Genomic DNA, 19,941 nt, shown 5'->3' with positions numbered 1-19,941 from the left:
ATCTGCTTGAGTTCGATGGACGCAGCTATCGCCTCAAAGAGGCCGCCGAAGCCCTTGCCCGGGAAACAAAGTCAAACTAACAATCCGCTCCTGTCCTGCCTTGCGGGTGGAGGAGTTTGACTGACCCCGCCCGGGGGATTTTGAAGTGACCCGCGGGGCGAATCCTTGGTGTGGGTAAATGCGATCGCGGGTTTGCTGACACTCGCTCATTCGCGCCATCAGTCGGACGGCCAAGTCCGGACCATCCTCGACGTGGCATCGTCACCGCATCCAGATATTTGTCCAAGCCGTCGACTCTGAACATGGGGGACCCTCCGTGCGAAGGAACGGTCCGCATTGTTGTATCAAACGAATGCTCTAATTGGCATGTTTCTACCCCACGAGCCTAACGGGCCCAGACCCGTTAGGTCCAAGAAGAACTAACCCGGCAGCAAGAAGCGAGCAAGGATCTAACGATGAACAAACATGATATCGACGCCCAGCTGTCGTCCATTTTCGAACAATTGGCCGCGATCGAGCACGATCGCTGGTCGCACTGGCAGAAATACATGCATTCCAAGTGCTCCATGCAGGCCGACGGAAGCTTGTTGATACCGCCCAATTTGGTGGCCCAGTGGGAACGATTGATTGCACTTCCCTACGACCGCCTTGACGAGGATGAAAAAAATAGCGATCGGGAACAGGTGCGAAGGTATCTGCCCCTGATCCGGGACGTTTTGGGGCGTCGTCACCGATTGGCCCATAAGATGGCCACCAAGATGACACGCAACCCGACCGGCACCTAGCCTGGCGGATGACCGCGTGAGGCCATTTCCAAAGGTGCGTGACAAGGGTATCAATCTGCCTGCCGGGTCGGCTCCAAGATCATGTCGTGGAGCTCGGCGATTTGAATATTCAGCTGCTTCACGGCAGCCAATATTACCTTCGCCCGAGCTACTGTCGCATCTGATCTCGGGTCTGTGTTGTCCTCACTTTGGGCAAGTTCTGAGAGCATTCGTCGCAGCCGGTCCTTGCCGAACCGATCATACATGATCGTGTCGAGTTTTTCAGCAGCTACCATGCCTCGCGCTTCCCGCAGCTTTTCGCGATAGGCGCTAAGTTGGTCGAGATGGAATTCAACTGACCCTTCGGTGGAATCCAACTGTATCCGAATGCCATGCAAGTCTTCCAGTGTGGCTTCCCCTGCAGCAATCCGTTCGAGGTATTCGAGGAACCCGTGTGGGGCGAAGCTCAATCCGTCTAAACTATGTGCTGCGCTTCGGGACTGCCGTCTGCGGCTGTACTTGGCGATGGCTTCTTCGCCTTCCGGGCCCAGTTCGATCAGAGTCGTTATCAGTTCGCTCAGTCCGCCGACCAGATCGGTCACGGGACCGGAAATCCTAATCGCACCATTCGGTTGCTCCTCGAAGTCGGCCTTCGCGCTTGCAACCTTTACAAGGACAAGCTGGCCAACGTCGATGCCATCACGAACTGAGATCTGTGGTAGGTCGGCATCCTCCAACAACGCCGCGCGCATCGCCGCGGTGGCCTGACGCAGCGACGAGCCGACTGACTGGGCGGCTGCCACTGCTGCATAGAAGCGTGTCGCGAACAGAGCGGCTGCGGTATCGGAGATTGAATCCGACATAGCTATGATAACCGGAACCGCAGGCAGGATAGCGTCGCTGCCTTCAAGGGTATCGCATGCGTTCAGCACCAAAAGTGTCGGGGGCTCATCTGTGGCCGCCAGGGTCTCGGCGAGGATCGAGAACGAAAGCGCATGCCCTTCGGGAGCATCGACACTCCCGTTGTCAAAAAGCAGACCCTTGCTTCCGCCGTGCCCCGAGAAATGGACGATGTGGGGACGCAGGTCATTGATGCCATCAACGAGGTCCTCATAGGTAGCTGCCGAACGATGGTCGAAGTCGACTAGCTCGCGATAGCGAGAGGCGCGAAGCGCCTGCTTGACGCTTCGTACTTCGGCCTCTGTGCGAAGCCAGGCGCTTTCCTTCACAACTGAACCGTCTGGATTGCGGAATTCTTCCTCGATGGCTTCGGGATTGGCAGTCAGATACAGAACACGCAGTTTTTCCGGCTGCGGCTCGCGCACCATAACTAGTTTGAAGGTCGGGCGCGAAAGCCTCGCGATGTCCTTCGCGTGGCTCCTTTCGACCTGCCGGCGGCGATGGTCCGCACGATCCTGTGCTTTCTGTTCCAACTGCTCCGCCGAACGCAATGAACGCGCTTTAGCGGTCAGTGCAGCTGCATTCTGCGCAGACCGCTTCCTTAGACCAGCCAGCTTCTTCCCGGCGGCCACGACCTTCTTCTCCTCCGCTTCGGCTGAGCGCAGATAGCTTTTCCGGCTCGAAAGGGAGCGCGTCTTCATAGCGCTTTCGCGCTTCTTATCTGCTTCCGCCCGTGCCTTCGCTCCCGCTTGCTCTGTTCGGGCAATGTCCTCACCCAAGGTTGCCTCGGCGTCCTTGAGGCGAGCCATTTCGCGATTGAGGGCATCAATTCTGCTCATTAACGGTCCACCTGAAGCGGTCTGGTGTGGGCGGCGACAAACTCGTAGCCAGGAGCGAGGCTTGGGGGACGGATTTGCACCGTCCAACGCGGTCTTTCAGCCCGACCAAGGGCGCGTAGGATTTTCTTGTTGATGGCGTGGTTGCTCGCCCAACTTGGTCCAAAGAGCCGCAAGAGCATCCAAACCAGTTTTGAACCTGGCTTTCATGAACGCCTCCGTGAGCGAACTGTTGCCTGCGCAAGCCCGACCGCGTGCACTTGGGGCACGCAATCCCCGAACAAGCGCTGCGTCCAGTGCTTCCCTTTGCGGGGGGGCACGTGAGGAAAGGTGGTCCGATGCGCCCTGGCGATGAATACTCGGGCACTTGACCGTTGATTCAAAGGCGCATCATTGGCCAATGCCAGCTCGAAGATTTTTGAAGAATTCTTGTGTCGATCGAATTCGGGCCACACTCTCGTTTAAGGTAGCGCGTTTCTGGGCGAAACTCCTTTCGGCGGCTTTCGACGCCAGCGCGTACTGGTCTAAATGCACATCTGTCCGTAGATAGGGCCATTTGCGTAGAAATTCAGGCGGGAGGGTAGAGCCAGCCAAGAAAGTGGCCAAAGGATAGTCCTTCTCTGTCGCAACACCAATCTCCCAAGGCACCCATTGCGACGCCTTAGTAGCCTCAGATACTACTGCGAGCAATTGCGTACATTTGCCCATCTCCGCCTGGATATGTGCAGCAAGGTCCTCGCCCTTGCGATCGATAAAGGGGTCAATCACGTCGAGATAGGAGTCAATATCGTGAAGGCTCTTAAGTCGACGCGCAATGAGACTGGCCGTCTGCGCATCAGCTAATTGGTGGGATAGGAAAACTTTAATCATTGAAACCCTCTACCTTCAAAAACGCGCTGATCGCGTCAAATCACAGTTTTCGTTTTACATATTCTAATTTGATAAGCCCGATAATTGCCTCACGCTGTTTCTTTCTTCACCGATAGTAGAGATCCCAGATACCGGCAGCGACTGACGCAGAGTTCCATGATACGAATTTCGTAGCCGCATTGCCTACAACACTGGCAGTTCGCTGAGCCCCTCTTAGATCAACGGCAAGGATCGGCTTGTCGTAGGCGAGTGACCCCTCTAATTCTTTTCCGATCCACTTACTATAGTGTGTATACATTCCGGTCGGAATAACCACCACGTGGCTTCGTGCTATTTGGCGATAGATCGCTTCGCGAAGAGTCCTTACATTGGGGGCATTCACGATAGGATCGTTTCTTGGGACCGAGTAATTGCGGAAGTCGATCCTGGCTTGGCCGATTCGCCAGCTCTGCCCGAAAATCCACCTTGAAAGGGTGTCGTAATGCCCCGAGTATGCCCAGGAATGGCTAATAAAGACATGAACCTGGTGTACGCTCATTAGTACGATTTGCTGTAAATGGCTCTGCTGATCATTTTTCTACCTACTCGCCACACCGTAACGGCATTGTTATCATCATCCCTCCCGAGGCTTGCGCCTCACAACATACTCGGGGGCCTTCAGTGCCAATTTTTGGGGAAGAGTAATTTGCAACGCCCTTCGCCTGAGTCAAGTCCTCGTTCTGAGGCAAAAATACTTTGATCACCACACCTACCTTCCCTCATTCCTATTCCAGAATTTATATTACCCAACGGAAGCGTCATCGTCCGAGCGGCCGTGCTTTTCTCCACAGAATTATTGAGATTTAGTCGCGCGCCCGCGGGCCATTCCGCGATTTTCTTTTGCCAGAGGACAACAGCCCATGTGACGCCGTCTGCGCGCAAAGGTTGCTGTATCAGAGAAGCTTGATGCGTCGCTCTATCGAGGTGCCCGATGCCGCCTCCTATTCCAGTATTGCGGAGATCGACCCCGAGAAGGTACATTGATTGAGGTATCGGCCAACGTCAACGCGTCGTTTAGTACCGCACACACTCAGTGCGGCCGCTGATAGATGACGAGGCTTTCAATCATTGATTGCAAGTCGGGTTCACGAATTCCCCGAAATCGTTCGTGAACACTGAAGGTCACCAGTATTGCAACTTCCGCAGTGTTGCCGGCGAGGTATGTGGTGTAGTAATTATGAACTTCTGAATCACGAAGCACACCCTCGACCCATTGCGATCCAGCAAGTGTTACTATCTTCAGCGAGATGAGGTCGGCGTTGCCGTCACGCCCGACAGCAGGCATCGGTGCACGAAGATGCTTTTCGTAGGATTCCAAGGTGTCCGTCGGCGCCCGATACTTCATTGTCAGAACGACCGTCGCATCGAACGGTGGCTTGCCGAGTTGGCATACATGCTCGGTCACCTCTCTATGGCACGACCAGCCCCGTGGCAGGTTAAACGAAAACCTGTTTGTCGCAAAACGCTCCGGTGGGACTGGTATGAGAAGCCAAGCTACACCGACTCCGAAACCGCAGATCGCAATTCCTAAAACGGTCATTCCCAACAGGAACCCCTTAAGCGACGAGCTTTTCATGGGGTTCCGGCATCAGACGAGTTCAAGCCGCGGACCAATTCGGTCACCGCTTGAAGACGTTCGCCCAAGCCTTCCCTTTCAACTTCCACCGGAGTAATTTCGCCCAACAATGTTCGTGCCTGCAGCGCCGCGTGCGACGACTGGGGAAGTTCTCCTCGAAGCCGATGAATTTCCGACTTGAGACCGATGGTGACGATGTTGTCGAATCGGGTGTTGAGATCGGCTCCCCGTGCCAAGGCCAACGCTCTTAGTTCTATCGCGGCGTCGACAGCGATCAGCGCCTGGCCCATCTTCTTTTTCTGCGTCAACGAAACGGCGGTAAGCTGCAGGGCCGTTGCCGCAAATTCCGGCACCGAGCGCTCCGAACTCAGCACCGTCGAGAGATCGATGGACCTTGCGATGAACTCAGCCAACGGATTGGTTTCGGCGCTGGATAGATCGTTCGCGACAGCTCGGTCCATGGCAGCTCTGCGTGCTTCGAGCACTGCGAGCGCGTCGTCGGCAAGCCCTTCCGTAGCAAATTGACTTTCCGCCAACGAGATGGCGGATTGTATCAAACTGGCAGCATGGGCCGGTTCGTTGAGCCTATCTCGGCTCTTCGACCTCTCGATCGCGCAAAGAACCAAGGCCCTCGTCCCAGGCTGTGCCGATGCCTGAACACGAAGTGAATCGAGAAGGTCGCAACTCGTTGCAAGCAAGTCGCCGCGTGTTTCATCTGTGAGAGCGGATCCAGAGATCGTCTCGATGATCCGATCGGTCGCGAACACGCTGCGTGACAAAGCATCCAACGCGCGATTTCGGCTTTCGAAAGCCAGGATCGACATCCCTGCAATCACCAAAACGACGGTTGTGGCGCCACCTACCGCAAAGCCAAATCTGAACTGCTGACGCCGCTCCTGCTCGCGTCGCAGAGCAGGCATGTCCTCGAGACCAAGGTCGAGAAGCGGCGCCAACAGCTTCACCGTTTCGTTCGCAAGTCTCGCGGCTTTGGGTGGATTGAGAAACGCAAGACCGCTCAGGCCCCGCATATCGATGATCTCGATATTGGGGTACCGTTGAGCCAGGCCGCCCGGCAACGCTGGCGCGTCTTTCGCCTGAACTGCCATAATGTTGCCAGCGTTCGGACCGTTCTCGAAAGCTTCAATCTCGCGTCGTATCCAGTCGTTCTGATCCGGGCCACGATCTGCCGCGTCGGGTGTCGCAACTACGATGAGATGCCGCGATGAGAGCAGGGCAGGGAGGGTTACACGTTCGAAGAAATCATTCGTGCCTCGCTCGTAGCTCGTGTCGAGGTAAACCTTCAATGGAGCGGCATGCCGTTCTCGCAGGCTCTTTGGCGGACGGAAATCCTGCAATACATGCCGAAGTCGACGCGCAAATGCATTTGCGTCCGATCTTCGATACGAAATGAAGGCATCGAATTCAGCCACCGTTTGGCAACCTGCAAAATGGTCAGTAAATTATTATCAGATCGAGATCTACGGCTGGAATTGCCATTGTTCTTCTTCAGCTATGAAGCTTGAGAATACCATATAGATCAAGCCGAATTTTCATTGACGATGGTTTTTTGTGTGGCCTTTCACCTCAGGCACTCGCGAATACTGAAGATTGCGTGGTGGAAAATTGCCGTTTTTTGTGACCAAAAATTGGGTGTGCTGCATCACTTCAAAATCTCATTCCCCACAGGTGTTCCATTTCCGCCAAGTGCCCGTTGTTACCATCGAGCTAAGCCAATGAATTTCGGGCATTGGTTCAGAACATTGGCTGGGTCTCCCACCACATCCCAAGCAAAAACTTGCTAGCACGGAACCGCGGAAGCTCGTTGGCGCAAAAAAGTAGTCTCCCGATTGAATTTATTTCGGTGGCATGTCGTCGATTGTACCTGCGACGCTGCCTTCGGTGGGGGAGGCCGGTTCTTCCACCTGGCGGCTCTGGAAAAGCCGAATACGTGCTGTCGGCGACCGCTACTGCCCGCCCTCCTCCGATGCGAGTCGACCGATCGACGGGCCCGACTGCCGCGGCGCTTTAGTCAACAGACGCGTGAGACTTTTGCAGTAGGTCAAATCTTCGGGTTCCGGCAATAGTTCCGGCCGGCTCACACGGGCCGCACCGTTTTTCTTGGAGGCCGGCATGACTGCTCAACTACAAGTGTCTCGTAGAGGAGGGCGGGAAGCGCGGCGGACGATCCGCATGGCGCCAAAGGTCGACATGTTGCCGACGCTCAAGCGCGGCCTGCCGGTGGTAGAGCCGATGGATGCCGAACAGGTTGAACGCATTCACGAGGCTTCTCTCGCGATCCTGGAAGAAGTAGGCGTGGTGTTTCGCGATCCGATCGCGATTGAGGACTGGAAGAGAGCCGGTGCGGACGTGCGCGCCGATGACCGCGTTCATCTCGACCGCGGCCTTGTCATGGAACTCATAAAGACCATTCCCCCCAACGTCGAATATTTCGCGCGGAATCCGGCAAAGAATGTCGAGCTCGGCGGCGACAAATCCATCTTTGTGCCGATGACCGGCGCGCCCTACATGCGCGACCTCGACGACGTCAGGCGTGGCCCGACTATCGCGGACCTTGGGACCTTCCACAAGCTGGCGCACATGATGCCGGCGCTGCATTCGTCGGCGCACCACATCGTCGAGCCGATGGACATTGTCGTCGCGCATCGGCACCTGCACATTACCTATTCGTCAATGAAGCACTCGGACAAGATATTCATGGGCATGACCACCTCGCCCAAGAACGCCGAGGACGTGCTCGATATGTGCGAGATCCTTTTCGGCGAAGGCTTCCTCGAGAAGCATGCAGTGACCACAGGAAACTGCAATGGCAACTCGCCGCTCGTGTGGGACCAGGTCATGCTGGGCGGCATGCGTGCTTTCTGCCGGCGCAATCAGCCCGTGTTGTGCTCGCCCTTCGTTCTCGGCGGCGCGAACACGCCAGCCTCCACCGCGGCGGCAGTGGCACAGCTCAATGCGGAGGCGCTTTCGGCACTCGCCTACACGCAGGTGGTGCGCAAGGGCTGCCCTGCGATCTATGGGCATTACCTGTCGACCGTGTCGATGCAATCGGGAGCGCCGATGGCGGGAACGCCTGAGATATCGCTCATGAATTTCATGATCGGCCAAATGGCTCGCCGCTACAACGTCCCTTGGCGTACCTCGAACCTGCTTGGCGGCGCCAAGGTCTTCGATGCGCAAGCTGGCTATGAAAGTGCGATGACGATGATGGCCGTGCTGATGTCAGGCGCAAACTACATTTGGCATTCGGCTGGCTGGAATGAAGCCGGCATGCACTGCTCGATCGCAAAGTTCGTCGTCGACGCCGAAGTCTGCGCCATGGGCTATCGCATGACGCAAGGCATCCAGTGGGACGACTTCGATGAAGCCCTGGCTGCGGTCCGCGATGTCGGGCCGGGCGGCCATTACTTTGGACACCCGCATACACAGGCGAACTTCGAGAAGGCCTTCTTTATCCCGAAACTCTTCGACAATAACTCGATCGAGCAGTGGTACGCTGATGGCTCCAAGGACATAAAGCAACGCGCCCTTGAGCATGCGCGCCATCTTCTGGCCGAATATGAAGAACCTAAGCTCGACGTCGCGAAGGACGAGGAATTGCGCGCGTATATCGACCGTCGCTCGCGCGAAATCCCCGCCGTCGACGCGCTCAACGAGGAATACTGAGCGTCCTCATGCGCATTGACCAGATCAACGTCTATAGGGCTCAGTTGCCTGTCAAAGACGGCACTTATCGAATGGCAAGCGATGACGTCGACGCGCTTGATAGCACCCTTGTCGAGATTGCCACCGATGACGGGTTGACTGGCTGGGGCGAAACCTGCCCGATCGGGCCCGTTTATCAGCCGCATCATGCACTTGGCGCACGGGCGGCGATTGCCGAAATCGCGCCGGGGCTCCTCGGTCTTGAGATTGCATCGATCAGGCTTCTCGCCAAACGTATGGACCAGCGCTTAAACGGGCATGGGTATGCCAAGGCCGCATTCGACATGGCGTTTCTCGACCTTCTCGGCCAGCGGCTGGCAGTGCCGGTCTCAACGCTTTTGGGCGGCGCCCTGACCGATCGCGTCCCGGCCTACTACTCGCTGATTGTTGGCCCACCGGACGAAACGGCCAGGATTGCGGCCGACAAGGTGAAGTCAGGTTATCCACGCTTGCAGGTCAAAATTTCGGGGCGAAATCTCGAAGAGGATGTGGCCATCGTTCACAAGGTTTGGGAGGCGGTCGGCTACAAAGCGCGCATCGCCGTGGACGGCAACAGGGGCCTGACCGTAGCCTCCGCCATTCACCTCGACCGGCTCTGCCAGGCAATCCCGTTTGTTTTCGAACAGCCCTGCAACACAATGGAAGAGGTCGCGACTCTGAAGGGCAGGGTGACGCATCCGGTATATCTGGACGAGAACACCGAAGATCAGAATGCAGTGCTCAGGGCGATCTCCCTCGGCATCGCGGATGGCTTCGGCTTCAAGGTCACGCGCCTGGGCGGTCTCACGAAGATGACGACCGTGCGAGACCTTTGCGCCATCCGCTCACTCCCGCACAGCTGCGACGACGCTTGGGGCGGCGACATCATCGCGGCGGCGTGCGTCCATCTTGCGGCGACCGTCGAACCGCGCCGCATGGAAGGCGTCTGGATCGCGCAGGAGTATATTGAAGGACATTTCGACGCAAAGAATCCGATCATCATCGAAAAGGGTTACATCGCTGTACCGCAGTTGCCAGGCCTCGGCATCAAACCGGAACCTGGCATGTTCGGTGAGCCGGTAGCTACCTACGGGTCCTGATGAACGCACCCCCCAACATCAACTCAATGAAGTCGTTGGCCACGCCGAACATTTCGGCGGCGGTCGATCGACCATTTGACTTGGTGGTTCTGGTGTTACCGGGATTCTCGCACCTGGCGCTTCATGCCTACATTGAGCCGTTCCGCATCGCCAATACGGTATCGAGGCTGCCGCTGTTCAGGTGGCGGATCGCAGGGATAGCTGCAGGGCCCGTCGAGGGTGCGAACGGCCTTTCGGTTGCTGTTGATGTCGCGATAGATGAGCTGGTTTTCGGCTCGGACGATCGCAGGCCGAACCAGCTCGCTATCGTGACGGGCGAGCCGGTAGAACGGCAACTGACGCCTGAGCTCAACGGATTTCTGCGAACGATGGCGCGTCGCGGGGTGCCGATATCTGCGTTTGGGACCGCGACATGGCTGCTTGCTCGGACGGGCCTTCTGGCAGGCACACGCTGCACGATACACTGGTCGCGGCTCGCTGCTTTCGCCGAAGTGTTCAACCAGCCCCGCATAAGCGATTCCTTGTTTGTCAAGGACGGCCAGTATTCAACCTGCGCAGGAGAGCTGGCAGCTTTCGACCTGGCGGTCGATCTGATCGGCAGCCATGCCGGCGGGTATATTGCACAGGAGGTCTGCCGCCACGCGACTGTCCAAGGTCAGCGCTCAGGATCAAACCGCCAGACCGGGCCGTCGGGTCTAGCCTTTGCCGGTGTGAGCGACAAGCTCCTGATGGCAATGCGGATCATGGAAGAAAATGTGGAGTTCCCGCTCGCAATGGACAAGGTCGCGCAACGGGCCGGAGTATCGCGGCGCCAGCTGGAACGCTTGTTCGCGTCGCATATCGGGCTTCCGCCGGTGCGTCACTATCTCCAGATCCGCATAGACCATGCGAAGCGCCTGATCGAAGGCACGCGGATGCCCATCATCGACGTTGCCGTGGCCAGCGGGTTCATGTCCGCTTCGCACTTCGCAAAGTGCTTCAGAGCCTTCAATGGAATGTCGCCGCAGCAGTGTCGAGCGATAGTGCCGGCTTGGGTTGGGCCCGGCTTAAGATGATAGCTTGGTATTTGAATTTAGCGGAGAACTGCGGCCCCTCTATCCATGCCAATGTTTGGAGTCGACCTGCCCACCAACAAATGCAGGGCCGAGGGTAAAAAGGGTGCATAAGGCGCCCTTCATTTCAGATCGGGCAAGCCGCCTTCGCCTTTCGTTATCGTCTTGCTGAAGCCCCTGCGCAGGAATGGTCGCACGTCCTCGTCCGAGCGGGCGCGATCTGCTCGCTCGCCGCCTTAATCATAGCAAACAAAAGGCGGGCGAGGATTGCTATAGGCAGAAGCTGCCTGCGCCATCATCGTAACGATTTGTCCTTTTTGCAGCTCGATTCATGTGGCGTTCCAGTTGGGTGGAGTCTGACCGAGAATGTTCCGAACGAAGAAGTCCAGGAGTTTGCGCTGGGTATAGGTGCCTGGCGTACCGTGATCGGCACCAGGCACATAGACCATGTCGAAATCTTTTCCTGCCTTGATGAGCCGATCGGCAAGCTGGAACGAGGAGGACGGATCGACATTGTGGTCCAATTCGCCGACCACGATCATCAGCTTGCCATGCAGCCTGTGAGCATTGTCGACGGCGGAGGATTGCGAATATTCAATGCCGACTGGCCACCCCATCCACTGTTCGTTCCACCATATCTTGTCTATGCGGTTGTCGTAGCAGCCGCTGTTGGCGACCGCGACCTTGTATAAATCGGGATGGAAGAGCAGCGCGCTCACCGCGCTTTGACCGCCGGCGGACGTGCCGAAAATGCCGACGTTGGAGATATCGTACCACGGATACCTCGCGGCCGCCGCCTTGTGCCACAGGATGCGATCGGGAAACCCTGCGTCCTTCAGATTTTTCCAGGCAAAATCATGGAAAGCGCGCGAGCGGTTGTTAGTACCCATGCCGTCGATCTGCACGACGACGAAACCCAACTGCGTGAGCGGCTCCATCCTCGTTGAGAAGGATTTTGGGACGAAGAAGCCCTGTGGCCCGGCATAGATATTCTCCACCACCGGGTATTTCTTCGTCGGATCGAAGTTGGCTGGCAGGTGGATCACGCCCCAGATATCAGTCTTGCCGTCGCGCCCCTTGGCATGGAAGCTGAGCGGCGGCTGCCAGCCGGCGGCGGCGAGCTCGGAACTTTCGGCTGTCTCGACCTGCATGAGCTTGGCATTGTCGCTGGCGCGGTAGAGCACCATGCGCGGCGGCAGATCGATGCGTGACCAGAGATCGACATAATAGCGGCCGTCGGGCGAGAACTCGATATGGTGGTTGGCCGGTTCGGGCGTGAGTGCCGTCAGCCCCTTGCCGTCGAAGCCGATACGGTAGGCATGGACGAAATAGGGGTCCTCCTCCGGGTTCATCCCGCTCGCCTCGAACCAGATCTGGCGCTTGACCGGATCGATATAGTTGACCCCCCGGACCACCCACTCACCTCGGGTGATCTGGTTCTCGAGCGCGCCCGTCCGGCCGTTGAAAAGATACAAATGCTCGTACCCGTCGCGCTCGGACGCCCAGATGATCTCCTTCCCGTCATCGACATCGTAACGAAAGGTTTTCCCGGTACCGTGCTGGTTCATCACCAGCGGCCGGTAATCAACGAAAGTCTTACTGATCTCATCGATCAGCGAGCGCGCGCGGCCCGTGGCGGCGTCTACCTCGACCAGACGATAGAGCTGATGCCCGCGCTGGTTATGTTCGAAGGTGAAGCCGCGGCCGTCCTCCCACCATTGGAGAGAGGAAAGTTCGAAAGGATTCGAAAACAGGGCATTGTCGATCACGATCTGGAGCCGGCCGGCAATGTCGAACAGCACCGGCTGGGGTAGCGGAAGGACATCACCCGGCTTGGGATAGACCATCGTGGGATATTCAGGTTGAAGCTGGTCCGTCGTCGACGAATTGACATAGTGGATCTCCCGCTTGTAGCCGGGGCGAATGCGGTAAGCCGCGAGGTGGCGCGAGTCTGGGGACCAGCTCAGCGTCGAAAAGACATAGTAATCGGCTTCCGATCCGTCCCAGCTCAGCGGGACATCCTGCAATCCGTCCTTGCTGCGCAGGAAAACATTGTAGTTCTTGATATAGGCGATCCATTTGCCGTCGGGTGACACGCTCCTCTGGTCGGGGTTATTCTCCGCCGGTGGCGTGTAGTCGTGGCTGAGCTGCTGAAAGTCCGGGGCGTCCACACCCAATGTGGTGCTGGTGCAGGCATAGCTTGCAAGGTCGCAGCTCCACCGGACATGCTCAATCAGGAAATCGAGCCTGCGACCATCGTCGGTCAGTTCGAAACGGTCGAAGGGAAGATGGCCGGCCTGATAGCTCTTATGGCTCGCCTTATTTAGCGCCGCCGCGAGGCGGGCCTGATCGAAGGCGGGCCGCTTCACACCCGTGGCAGCATCGACCAGCATGAACTGGTACTCGCCGTGGGTAGTCCGGCGGTAGACGAACGCGTCGACCCCAGTCAGCCAGAACGGCAATTCGGGGACATTGACAGTGAGCCCGCCATAGCGATCGTTGACCGTGAGCGCCCGCTCGAAATCGGCCGGTGCCACCGGCGGATGCGCAACATTCGAACCGTTCGCCAGCGCCTGAGCAGTTACCGATTCTGATCCTCCCTGAACGAATAGCGTGAGCATTAAAGCGCCGATCTTGTACATGGCTGTTTGCCTCGTTTGGCTATCGAGTGCCGCATCCTGGGTTTGCCTTCTCAATGACGGTGTGCAGCAGCGTTGAGCGGTTCCTCTGTAGGAGCCTCCACGCGGGTCAGCCGAGACCCCAGTCACCATGACCGTGCGCCCAACGCGGAGATCCAGGAACTAGCCGGGTGGACCGATTGCAAAGTTGGCATCCGCGCCAACCAGGGAATTTTCGATGCCACACTCAGGGAATATCCAACGCCCGATGACACTTGGCGATCACAGCCTCTTCCTTCTTCTGCATCTGGAAGGTCCTGCTGTAGTATGGCCCGACATAGGCCCCGGCAGAAAGCATTGTGCTAACATTTCGGCATTCTCCGCATGACTATCGTCGGTCCGTGACGCGTTTGCGGATGACACGATGCAATATGCGCGCCAAAGGAAAAACCCGTTTAGATACAAGGCAATGGATCGGACCGGCTATGTCGCATGTCCGACATTCGTCGGGTGTCGGACAATGCCAAGTGACATTGACCTGTTGCACGCCGGGTTGCCAAAAGTGGACCGCCATCCAGTCAGCGATGACAGCAACCTGAGCGACGCGAGACGAGCGATTGCCGGGATGGATCAAGCTCAAGATTGCAGCACCGCTGGCGGGTCGCTATGTAGCGCTCATCCGCGGGGAGACGACAGATCCGCCGATGCCGGCGCCAGCGAACCGGCTTCGATTTACGGCACGGATCGACCGGCATTTCCAGGCGCGGCGATCACCTTAACCGCCGATCAGTCATGGCTGGATAGGGCGATGGTAATGAAACACCCCGCCCGTCAGCTACAAGCGCCTCTCCAACCGAAGGCTTGGGAACGTCCACCTTGCCTGTCTCAATGGCGAAGTCCGATGCCAGATATCGCTGCGCGACGGCTTATTACGGCGCAACGGGCGAGCATAGTCTGGCCCGAACTTGCGGCCCCAGCGCCGTATCTCTCGTAACGACACGGCAATGCCGCTCTCCAGAGCATCTCCTCGACAAGGCGCAGACTGAGGGGGAAGCGGTAGTAGAACCATACGGTGTGCGCAATGCTCCGGTCGTAGTCACGAGCAATCCGGGAACCACGGGGCCGTGCTAGACTTAACCAGTGTCCCGCATGGTTTCCCTTGCTGCCGCGCGAGCGGTCAGTTGCCTTGCCAAGCCAGGAGCTCGTTTGGCCAAATGGCCCCGTTGTGGCGATTCCAGCAGCGAAACTCCCGGGTCTGCGCCGAGCGCGTACGCTGCGTGCCCCGCCCGGAAAGGATCGAATAGCGCCTCCCTGCCGATTGCGATCAGATCGGCATCGTCAGCAGCCAGAATCTCTTCGGCCTGCTGCTCATCCACAATCATGCCGACCGCCTGCGTCATCACACCTGTCTCCCTGCAAAATCGGCGCGGAGACGGCAAGTTGAAACCGTGGCTACGAGGAATTGCGGCGGTTGTCGTCGCATCGGTCAAGCCCGCCGGAAGAGCAGTCAATTACATCGGCTCCGACCTCTTTCAGACGCACCGCCAAGCGATTGAACCTTCGAGATTCCAGCCGTTCTCGGCGCCGTCGAAAACGGACAACCGCACAAACAACGGCTTGTGCTCCGGCCATGCCTCGCGCGCTTCCTCCGCGAGCTCAATGGCCAAGCGCATGCGCTGTCGCGGTCACCGCCATAGGCATCCGTCCTCTGGATGGCATGAGGGGAAAGGAATCCGACGATCTTCACGATCTATGTAACTGGCATCGGCCCTCGGCGTCAGCCACACGGATCTGGTTCGGCCCGACAAACAGGCCTGACAGACCCGACTTCCAATTAATTGCTGCGCGCCCGAGCGCCTGACGAGGCCGCGTTGATCAGGGTACTCTTCCTGGTCTGGTGGAAGCGAGGAGGCCGCCCTCTCGACAACGGCTCCTTCAAGTGTCGCCCCACAATCGGCTGCTATGCGTCGGGGGTCATCGATAAAGTTGATCAGAACGTTCCTCCGATCTCGGGCACCTCCCGCCCACGGGACCAAGGCGGCTCCTCGAACGATCCGGGTCGATTCGCCTGTGCAGGCCGACGATAAAAAGGGCGCACGAGGCGCCCTTCAAATCAGATCGGCTGTCAGACAAGACGCATTCGCCCTTCGTTATTAGAAGCGGTAGGTGACGCCTGCGCCTATCAACCAGGGATCGAGCGCCGCTTTTCCCGTTAGTTTCGCCCCGGCCACCGTGACGTCGAAGTCTGGCTTAAGGAAAAGCTTCTTCACGTCGAAGTTGACGCCCCAGTGCTGATCCACCATGTAGTCGAACCCGACCTGCAGCGCGGTGCCGAACGTGTTCTTAACATTGAGAGCATCGGCGCTGCCGGCATCCTGGTTATAGAAGATCGTGTAGTTCACGCCGGCACCTACATAGGGCTTGAAAGCGCCGAATTCGGTAAAATGATACTGCAATGTGAGCGTGGGCGGCAGCAGCCAAACCTTGCCGATATTGCCCAGCCCGCCGATCGTTCCCTGGCCCGCGATGTTGGCATAGGTGGTGCCGAGTATGAGTTCGGCGGCGATGTTGTCCGTGAAGAAATAGGTGATATCGAGTTCCGGGATCACGGTGTCCGAATAGGAAAGACCGGAGCCGGGCACCGCATTGACGTAGCCCGAATCCTTAGTGATGACCCCCAACCCACGCAGGCGGATCTGCCAAGGGCTTGGCCATTCCGTGACCGAGGCTCCTGCCTGGGGGACGCTTGCGGCTACCGGAGGCTCCGCCGCAACGGCCTGCTGTCCCACCATCATGAGGAAGGCCGCCGTTACTCCCCGCGCCACGCCCATTCGCTTTCTCGCCATGATATTCTCTCCTTTACCTTCATAAACGATGCACTGCACTACTAAGAATCTCCTCAGATTAATTTATATTGATCAGGGGTATCTTGTCGGGACGGTCGAAAATCGCTGTCAGGGCCGCGCGGTCGCGCTCGAACCGCGTTCCACCGAAGTGGCCCAGTGTCCTGGCCGACTGGCTGGCGGTCCAGTCAAGCGACCGTTCGCCCTCTATATCTTCAAGCCAAAGATAGGGATCATCGTCGGGAGCATTCAGAGTTGGACGGAAATCGAATGCGGTCATGTCCGGACAACCCTAGGAATGAAAGCGCATAGGCTTCCGTCGGCTCGGGAACGCTCAGTGTTCGCGGCGGCGACCGCATGTTCGAAAAGCGTGATCATGGGATGAGTTCTTCTCAGTCGGTGCGGAGCGGCAGTGCGTTTGCGGATAGGACAGCATGTGTCGTGCCAACTAGGAAAATCGTTTCGGAACAATGCGATCACTCTGATGGCGCTGTGTCGCATGTCCGACATCGTCGAAGATCCGACAATGACTGCAACCGTAAGCGCCTGATCGATCTCGTGTGCGATCTCGCAGGACACCCTGCAAAAACTCAAGCGGTGAAGCTCACAGCGAACTTACAAACGGCGTGCAATCCACCGTCCGCTCTACTGAGCCTTCAAGGGACGTCTTGAACGGCACACAGGGGTCGATAGCGCCTATGAAATCGATTCCTTTGACCCGCTCACACCGCGCTGGCTGTTGCTGCGCGGTTCCAACAGTCTGGTCGCTGTTTGCGTGCGTCTTCTGTCCTCGACAGTGCCAATGGCACACGATTCCACGAAACGGCGCCATTGACGTCCGGTGTTTTCGGCGCCGATGCTTCGCCAAGTGGCATGATGTTTCGACGTCCTTGGGGCGTGCCCAAGGGCCTCAAGCCGAAGTGGCCGGGACAAATCGTCCAGATCGACACCGTCTTCATCAACCTCGCGCCCGGCAAGGCCATCAAGCACTTCACCGCCTTCGATCCGGTCGCCAAATGAACCGTCGCTGGCATCGCCGGCCGCGCAAGCGCCGATCTCGCCGCCCGCTTCCTTGACAAGGTGCTCTGCCAAATGCCCTTCAAGGTCACCGGCATCCAGGTCGACGGCGGCTCCGAGTTCATGGCCGGCTTCGAACAAGCATGCAGGCAAAACAAGCTCGACCTTGCCGCGCTTGGGCCGGCAGGTTCGGGACTCTCAACGAGATCGCCTCGCCCATCGTCCCCAGGGAACGATCCGGGCATTGCCCTTTCGGGCGAAGGCTTTGTTCGTGTTGCTTGCTCCTCGATCTGTCTCAGCTCACGCCGCCAGGTGAACAGGCTCCTTTCCAAAGCGGAACTCGGTCGCGTCGGCCCACATGCGATGCAGAATGACGGCCAGTTTGCGGGCGACCGCGACCCGGGCTCGTGCCATGCCGCGCCGCCTGGCGATGTTCATGCCCCATGCTCTGAGGCTCGACCACTTCTTTGAATCGCACCAGCAGTGTGTGGGCCGCCTCATAAAGCGCGGTGCGTGCAAGTTCGTCGCCGCATCGGCTGACCTTTCCCTGGATGTCCGGTTTCGCCGGACTGGTAGCGTGCCGGCGTCAGTCCCAGATGCGCCCCCACCGCCTGCGACGAGCCGAACCGCTCAGGCCGGTCGATCGTGGCGCGGAAGGCGAGCGCGGTGATCGGCCCGACGCCCGGCGCGCTCTTCAGCCGCCGGCAGACTTCTTCATTGCGGACGATGTCGAGAACCTGCTTCGTCAGGCGAGCGAACTCTCTCAACATGACACCGAGGATTGCAAGCAGCGGCTCGACCATCGCCATCACCTCGGCGTCAGCGCCCGTCAACTCACGCACGCGGCGCATTGCATCGCCTGAACTGCTCCCGGATGTTGGGCCGTTGCCTCATCTGATTTGCTCCCCGCAGTTTTGGGGCGGGAGCAAATCAGATGAGGCGGATAAGCATGGCGACGCGGGATGAGCTGGTGAAGGTGGTAGCGAAGCGCTACGCCCGAGGCGATCGGGCAGAGAAGTCGCGCATTCTCGATGAATTCGCGGCGGTAAGCGGCTTTCACCGCAAGCATGCCATGCGGTTGCTGCGGAATGGACCACAGGCGCAGCGTTCGGGCCCGCGACCGGAGCGCCGGCTTTATGACGACGCGGTGCGCGAAGCGCTGATCGTGCTCTGGGAAGCCTCGGATCGCATCTGCGGCAAGCGTCTGAAGATGCTGATTCCGATTTTGGTGGAGGCGATGGAGCGTCACGGGCATCTGCATCTAACCGCCGAGATCCGCACACGGCTATTGGCGATGAGCGCGGCCACGATCGACCGCGCCCTTCGCGAGGTTCGAGACATCGCTGGTGGGCCGAGACGCCGTCGCAGTACAGCGTCCACCGCGCTGCGGCGCAGCATTCCGATCCGAACCTTCTCCGATTGGCAGGATCCTCCGCCTGGATTCGTCGAGGCCGACCTGGTGGCGCACAGCGGACCGACGACGCGAGGAAGCTTCATACAAACGCTTTGTCTTACCGACATCGCGAGCGGATGGACGGAATGCGCGCCCTTGCTGGTGCGTGAACAGAAGCTGTTGAGCGAGGTGCTGACGGTATTACGGCGGCTCCTGCCATTTCAGCTTCTCGGATTCGACACGGACAACGACAGCGTGTTCCTGAACGAGACGATACGCGACTACTGTCTGGATGCCGGTATCGAGTTCACCCGCTGCCGTCCTTACCGCAAAAATGACCAGGCCTTCGTCGAACAGAAGAACGGCGCCGTGGTCCGACGCATTGTCGGGTATCGCCGTCTGGAGGGGCTCGAAGCCGCTGCTGCCCTTGCACAGCTCTATTCGACGGTTCGGCTGTTCGTGAACTTCTTCCAACCCTCCTTCAAGCTGGCCGGAAAGGAACGGGACGGCGCCCGCGTGCGCAAGCGCTATCACCCTGCGGCAACACCGTGCCAGCGACTGCTGGCAGATCCACGCACGCCTGAACCGGTTCGTGCCAGGCTTGCGCAAACACAGGCGAGGCTGGACCCGGTAAAGCTGTTGCAGGAGATGCGATCGGCGCAGCAGCGCCTCGTCGACATTGCCGATGAATCCTGCACGCCTGCGCTGGTGGTGAGCGATCCGGCGCTGGACCAATTCCTGTCGGGTCTGCGAACGGCTTGGAAGGAGGGGGAAGTCCGCCCAACGGCACGAGCCAAGCCAAGGCAAAAGCGGGGGCGTCGCCGACCGGATCCGCTCGTGAAGGTCACAGGCCAGTTGCGCGCGTGGTTCGACGAAGAGCCCTGGCGGACGAGCCGCGAATTACTGGTGCGTCTGCAGGCGGAGCAGCCGGGGCAATATCCTGATCCACTTCTGCGCACGTTGCAGCGCCGCTTGAAGATCTGGCGGAAGGAAAAGGCACACGCGATGGTGTTCGGCCCAATGCACGTGGAGCCGACAATCGAACTGATCGCGCAGTGATGGAATCCTAGTCACCTGGAACCAAAGTAAGGTTCATTTTGTTCCGCTTCTGTCACAAGAGCAGGAGTTTGATCGATGGTTGGCAGGCAGGCGGACGTCGTCGTTCTGAGCGACGCGGATAGAAGTTTTCTGGAATCTCAGGTGCGCCGGCATAGAGCGCCACGCTCCTTAT

General features: G+C 58.4%; 14 protein-coding genes and 3 pseudogenes. 5 read left to right on the top strand and 12 right to left on the bottom strand.

The features are described from left to right. Window positions 1-455 precede the first annotated feature (455 nt). A complete protein-coding gene (locus JQK88_RS34520) occupies window positions 456-785 on the top strand; it encodes a hypothetical protein (protein ID WP_210388444.1) in 330 nt (109 codons plus the stop codon). A gap of 50 nt (window positions 786-835) precedes the next feature. Here JQK88_RS34520 and JQK88_RS34515 read toward each other — a convergent pair whose 3' ends face one another. The 5 genes from JQK88_RS34515 to JQK88_RS34495 form a co-directional block, all read right to left on the bottom strand. Beyond that, window positions 836-2,503 (bottom strand): CHAT domain-containing protein, encoded by a 1,668-nt coding sequence (locus JQK88_RS34515; protein WP_203281020.1) that lies wholly within the window; start codon window positions 2,501-2,503, stop codon window positions 836-838. Window positions 2,504-2,890: 387 nt separating this feature from the next. Further along, a complete protein-coding gene (locus tag JQK88_RS34510) occupies window positions 2,891-3,370 on the bottom strand; it encodes a toll/interleukin-1 receptor domain-containing protein (RefSeq protein ID WP_203281018.1) in 480 nt (159 codons plus the stop codon). 106 nt (window positions 3,371-3,476) lie between these two features. Next, window positions 3,477-3,908 (bottom strand): TIR domain-containing protein, encoded by a 432-nt coding sequence (locus tag JQK88_RS37715; protein ID WP_203281016.1) that lies wholly within the window; start codon window positions 3,906-3,908, stop codon window positions 3,477-3,479. 531 nt (window positions 3,909-4,439) lie between these two features. Continuing rightward, a complete protein-coding gene (locus JQK88_RS34500) occupies window positions 4,440-4,985 on the bottom strand; it encodes a hypothetical protein (protein ID WP_210388443.1) in 546 nt (181 codons plus the stop codon). Continuing rightward, complete coding sequence (locus tag JQK88_RS34495) at window positions 4,982-6,415, bottom strand: toll/interleukin-1 receptor domain-containing protein (RefSeq protein WP_203281012.1); 1,434 nt, start codon at window positions 6,413-6,415, stop codon at window positions 4,982-4,984. Before JQK88_RS34495 ends, JQK88_RS34500 begins: the two co-directional genes overlap by 4 nt. Before the next feature lie 700 nt (window positions 6,416-7,115). Between JQK88_RS34495 and JQK88_RS34490 the strand changes: the two genes are divergently transcribed. Genes JQK88_RS34490 through JQK88_RS34480 form a run of 3 tightly spaced genes read left to right on the top strand, consistent with a single transcriptional unit; the run spans window position 7,116 to window position 10,842 of the window. Beyond that, complete coding sequence (locus JQK88_RS34490) at window positions 7,116-8,669, top strand: trimethylamine methyltransferase family protein (RefSeq protein ID WP_203281010.1); 1,554 nt, start codon at window positions 7,116-7,118, stop codon at window positions 8,667-8,669. Window positions 8,670-8,677: 8 nt separating this feature from the next. Next, window positions 8,678-9,787 (top strand): mandelate racemase/muconate lactonizing enzyme family protein, encoded by a 1,110-nt coding sequence (locus JQK88_RS34485; protein WP_203281008.1) that lies wholly within the window; start codon window positions 8,678-8,680, stop codon window positions 9,785-9,787. Beyond that, on the top strand, window positions 9,787-10,842 hold the full coding sequence (locus tag JQK88_RS34480) for a GlxA family transcriptional regulator (protein WP_203281006.1): 1,056 nt from the start codon (window positions 9,787-9,789) through the stop codon (window positions 10,840-10,842). Before JQK88_RS34485 ends, JQK88_RS34480 begins: the two co-directional genes overlap by 1 nt. Window positions 10,843-11,168: 326 nt before the next feature. Here the strand turns inward: JQK88_RS34480 and JQK88_RS34475 are convergent, their stop codons facing one another. The 7 genes and pseudogenes from JQK88_RS34475 to JQK88_RS34450 form a co-directional block, all read right to left on the bottom strand. Beyond that, the gene (locus tag JQK88_RS34475; protein ID WP_203281004.1) at window positions 11,169-13,481 is read right to left on the bottom strand and encodes a S9 family peptidase; all 2,313 of its coding nucleotides are present in this window, start codon (window positions 13,479-13,481) and stop codon (window positions 11,169-11,171) included. An 877-nt stretch (window positions 13,482-14,358) separates the two neighbouring features. After that, a pseudogene (locus tag JQK88_RS36765) lies at window positions 14,359-14,564 on the bottom strand (hypothetical protein); the annotation flags it as partial. A gap of 26 nt (window positions 14,565-14,590) precedes the next feature. Beyond that, window positions 14,591-14,857, bottom strand: a complete 267-nt coding sequence (locus tag JQK88_RS34470; protein WP_203281002.1) for an oxidoreductase — start codon at window positions 14,855-14,857, stop codon at window positions 14,591-14,593. 753 nt (window positions 14,858-15,610) lie between these two features. Continuing rightward, entirely contained in the window at window positions 15,611-16,303 is a 693-nt protein-coding gene (locus tag JQK88_RS34465) for an OmpW/AlkL family protein (RefSeq protein ID WP_203281000.1), read from the bottom strand. Between the two features lie 70 nt (window positions 16,304-16,373). Continuing rightward, a pseudogene (locus JQK88_RS34460) lies at window positions 16,374-16,580 on the bottom strand (hypothetical protein); the annotation flags it as partial. 416 nt (window positions 16,581-16,996) lie between these two features. Beyond that, window positions 16,997-17,458: a hypothetical protein gene (locus JQK88_RS34455; RefSeq protein WP_203280998.1), complete on the bottom strand. Its 462-nt coding sequence runs from the start codon at window positions 17,456-17,458 to the stop codon at window positions 16,997-16,999. Between the two features lie 159 nt (window positions 17,459-17,617). Then, window positions 17,618-18,162 (bottom strand): annotated as a pseudogene (locus JQK88_RS34450) (transposase); the annotation flags it as partial. Between the two features lie 89 nt (window positions 18,163-18,251). Here JQK88_RS34450 and JQK88_RS34445 point away from each other — a divergent pair. Beyond that, on the top strand, window positions 18,252-19,769 hold the full coding sequence (locus tag JQK88_RS34445) for a DDE-type integrase/transposase/recombinase (protein WP_203280996.1): 1,518 nt from the start codon (window positions 18,252-18,254) through the stop codon (window positions 19,767-19,769). The last annotated feature ends 172 nt before the right edge of the window (window positions 19,770-19,941 follow it).

The organism is Mesorhizobium caraganae, from assembly GCF_016836705.1.
Taxonomy (GTDB): domain Bacteria; phylum Pseudomonadota; class Alphaproteobacteria; order Rhizobiales; family Rhizobiaceae; genus Mesorhizobium; species Mesorhizobium caraganae.
This window is presented reverse-complemented; position numbering and strand designations above follow the sequence as displayed.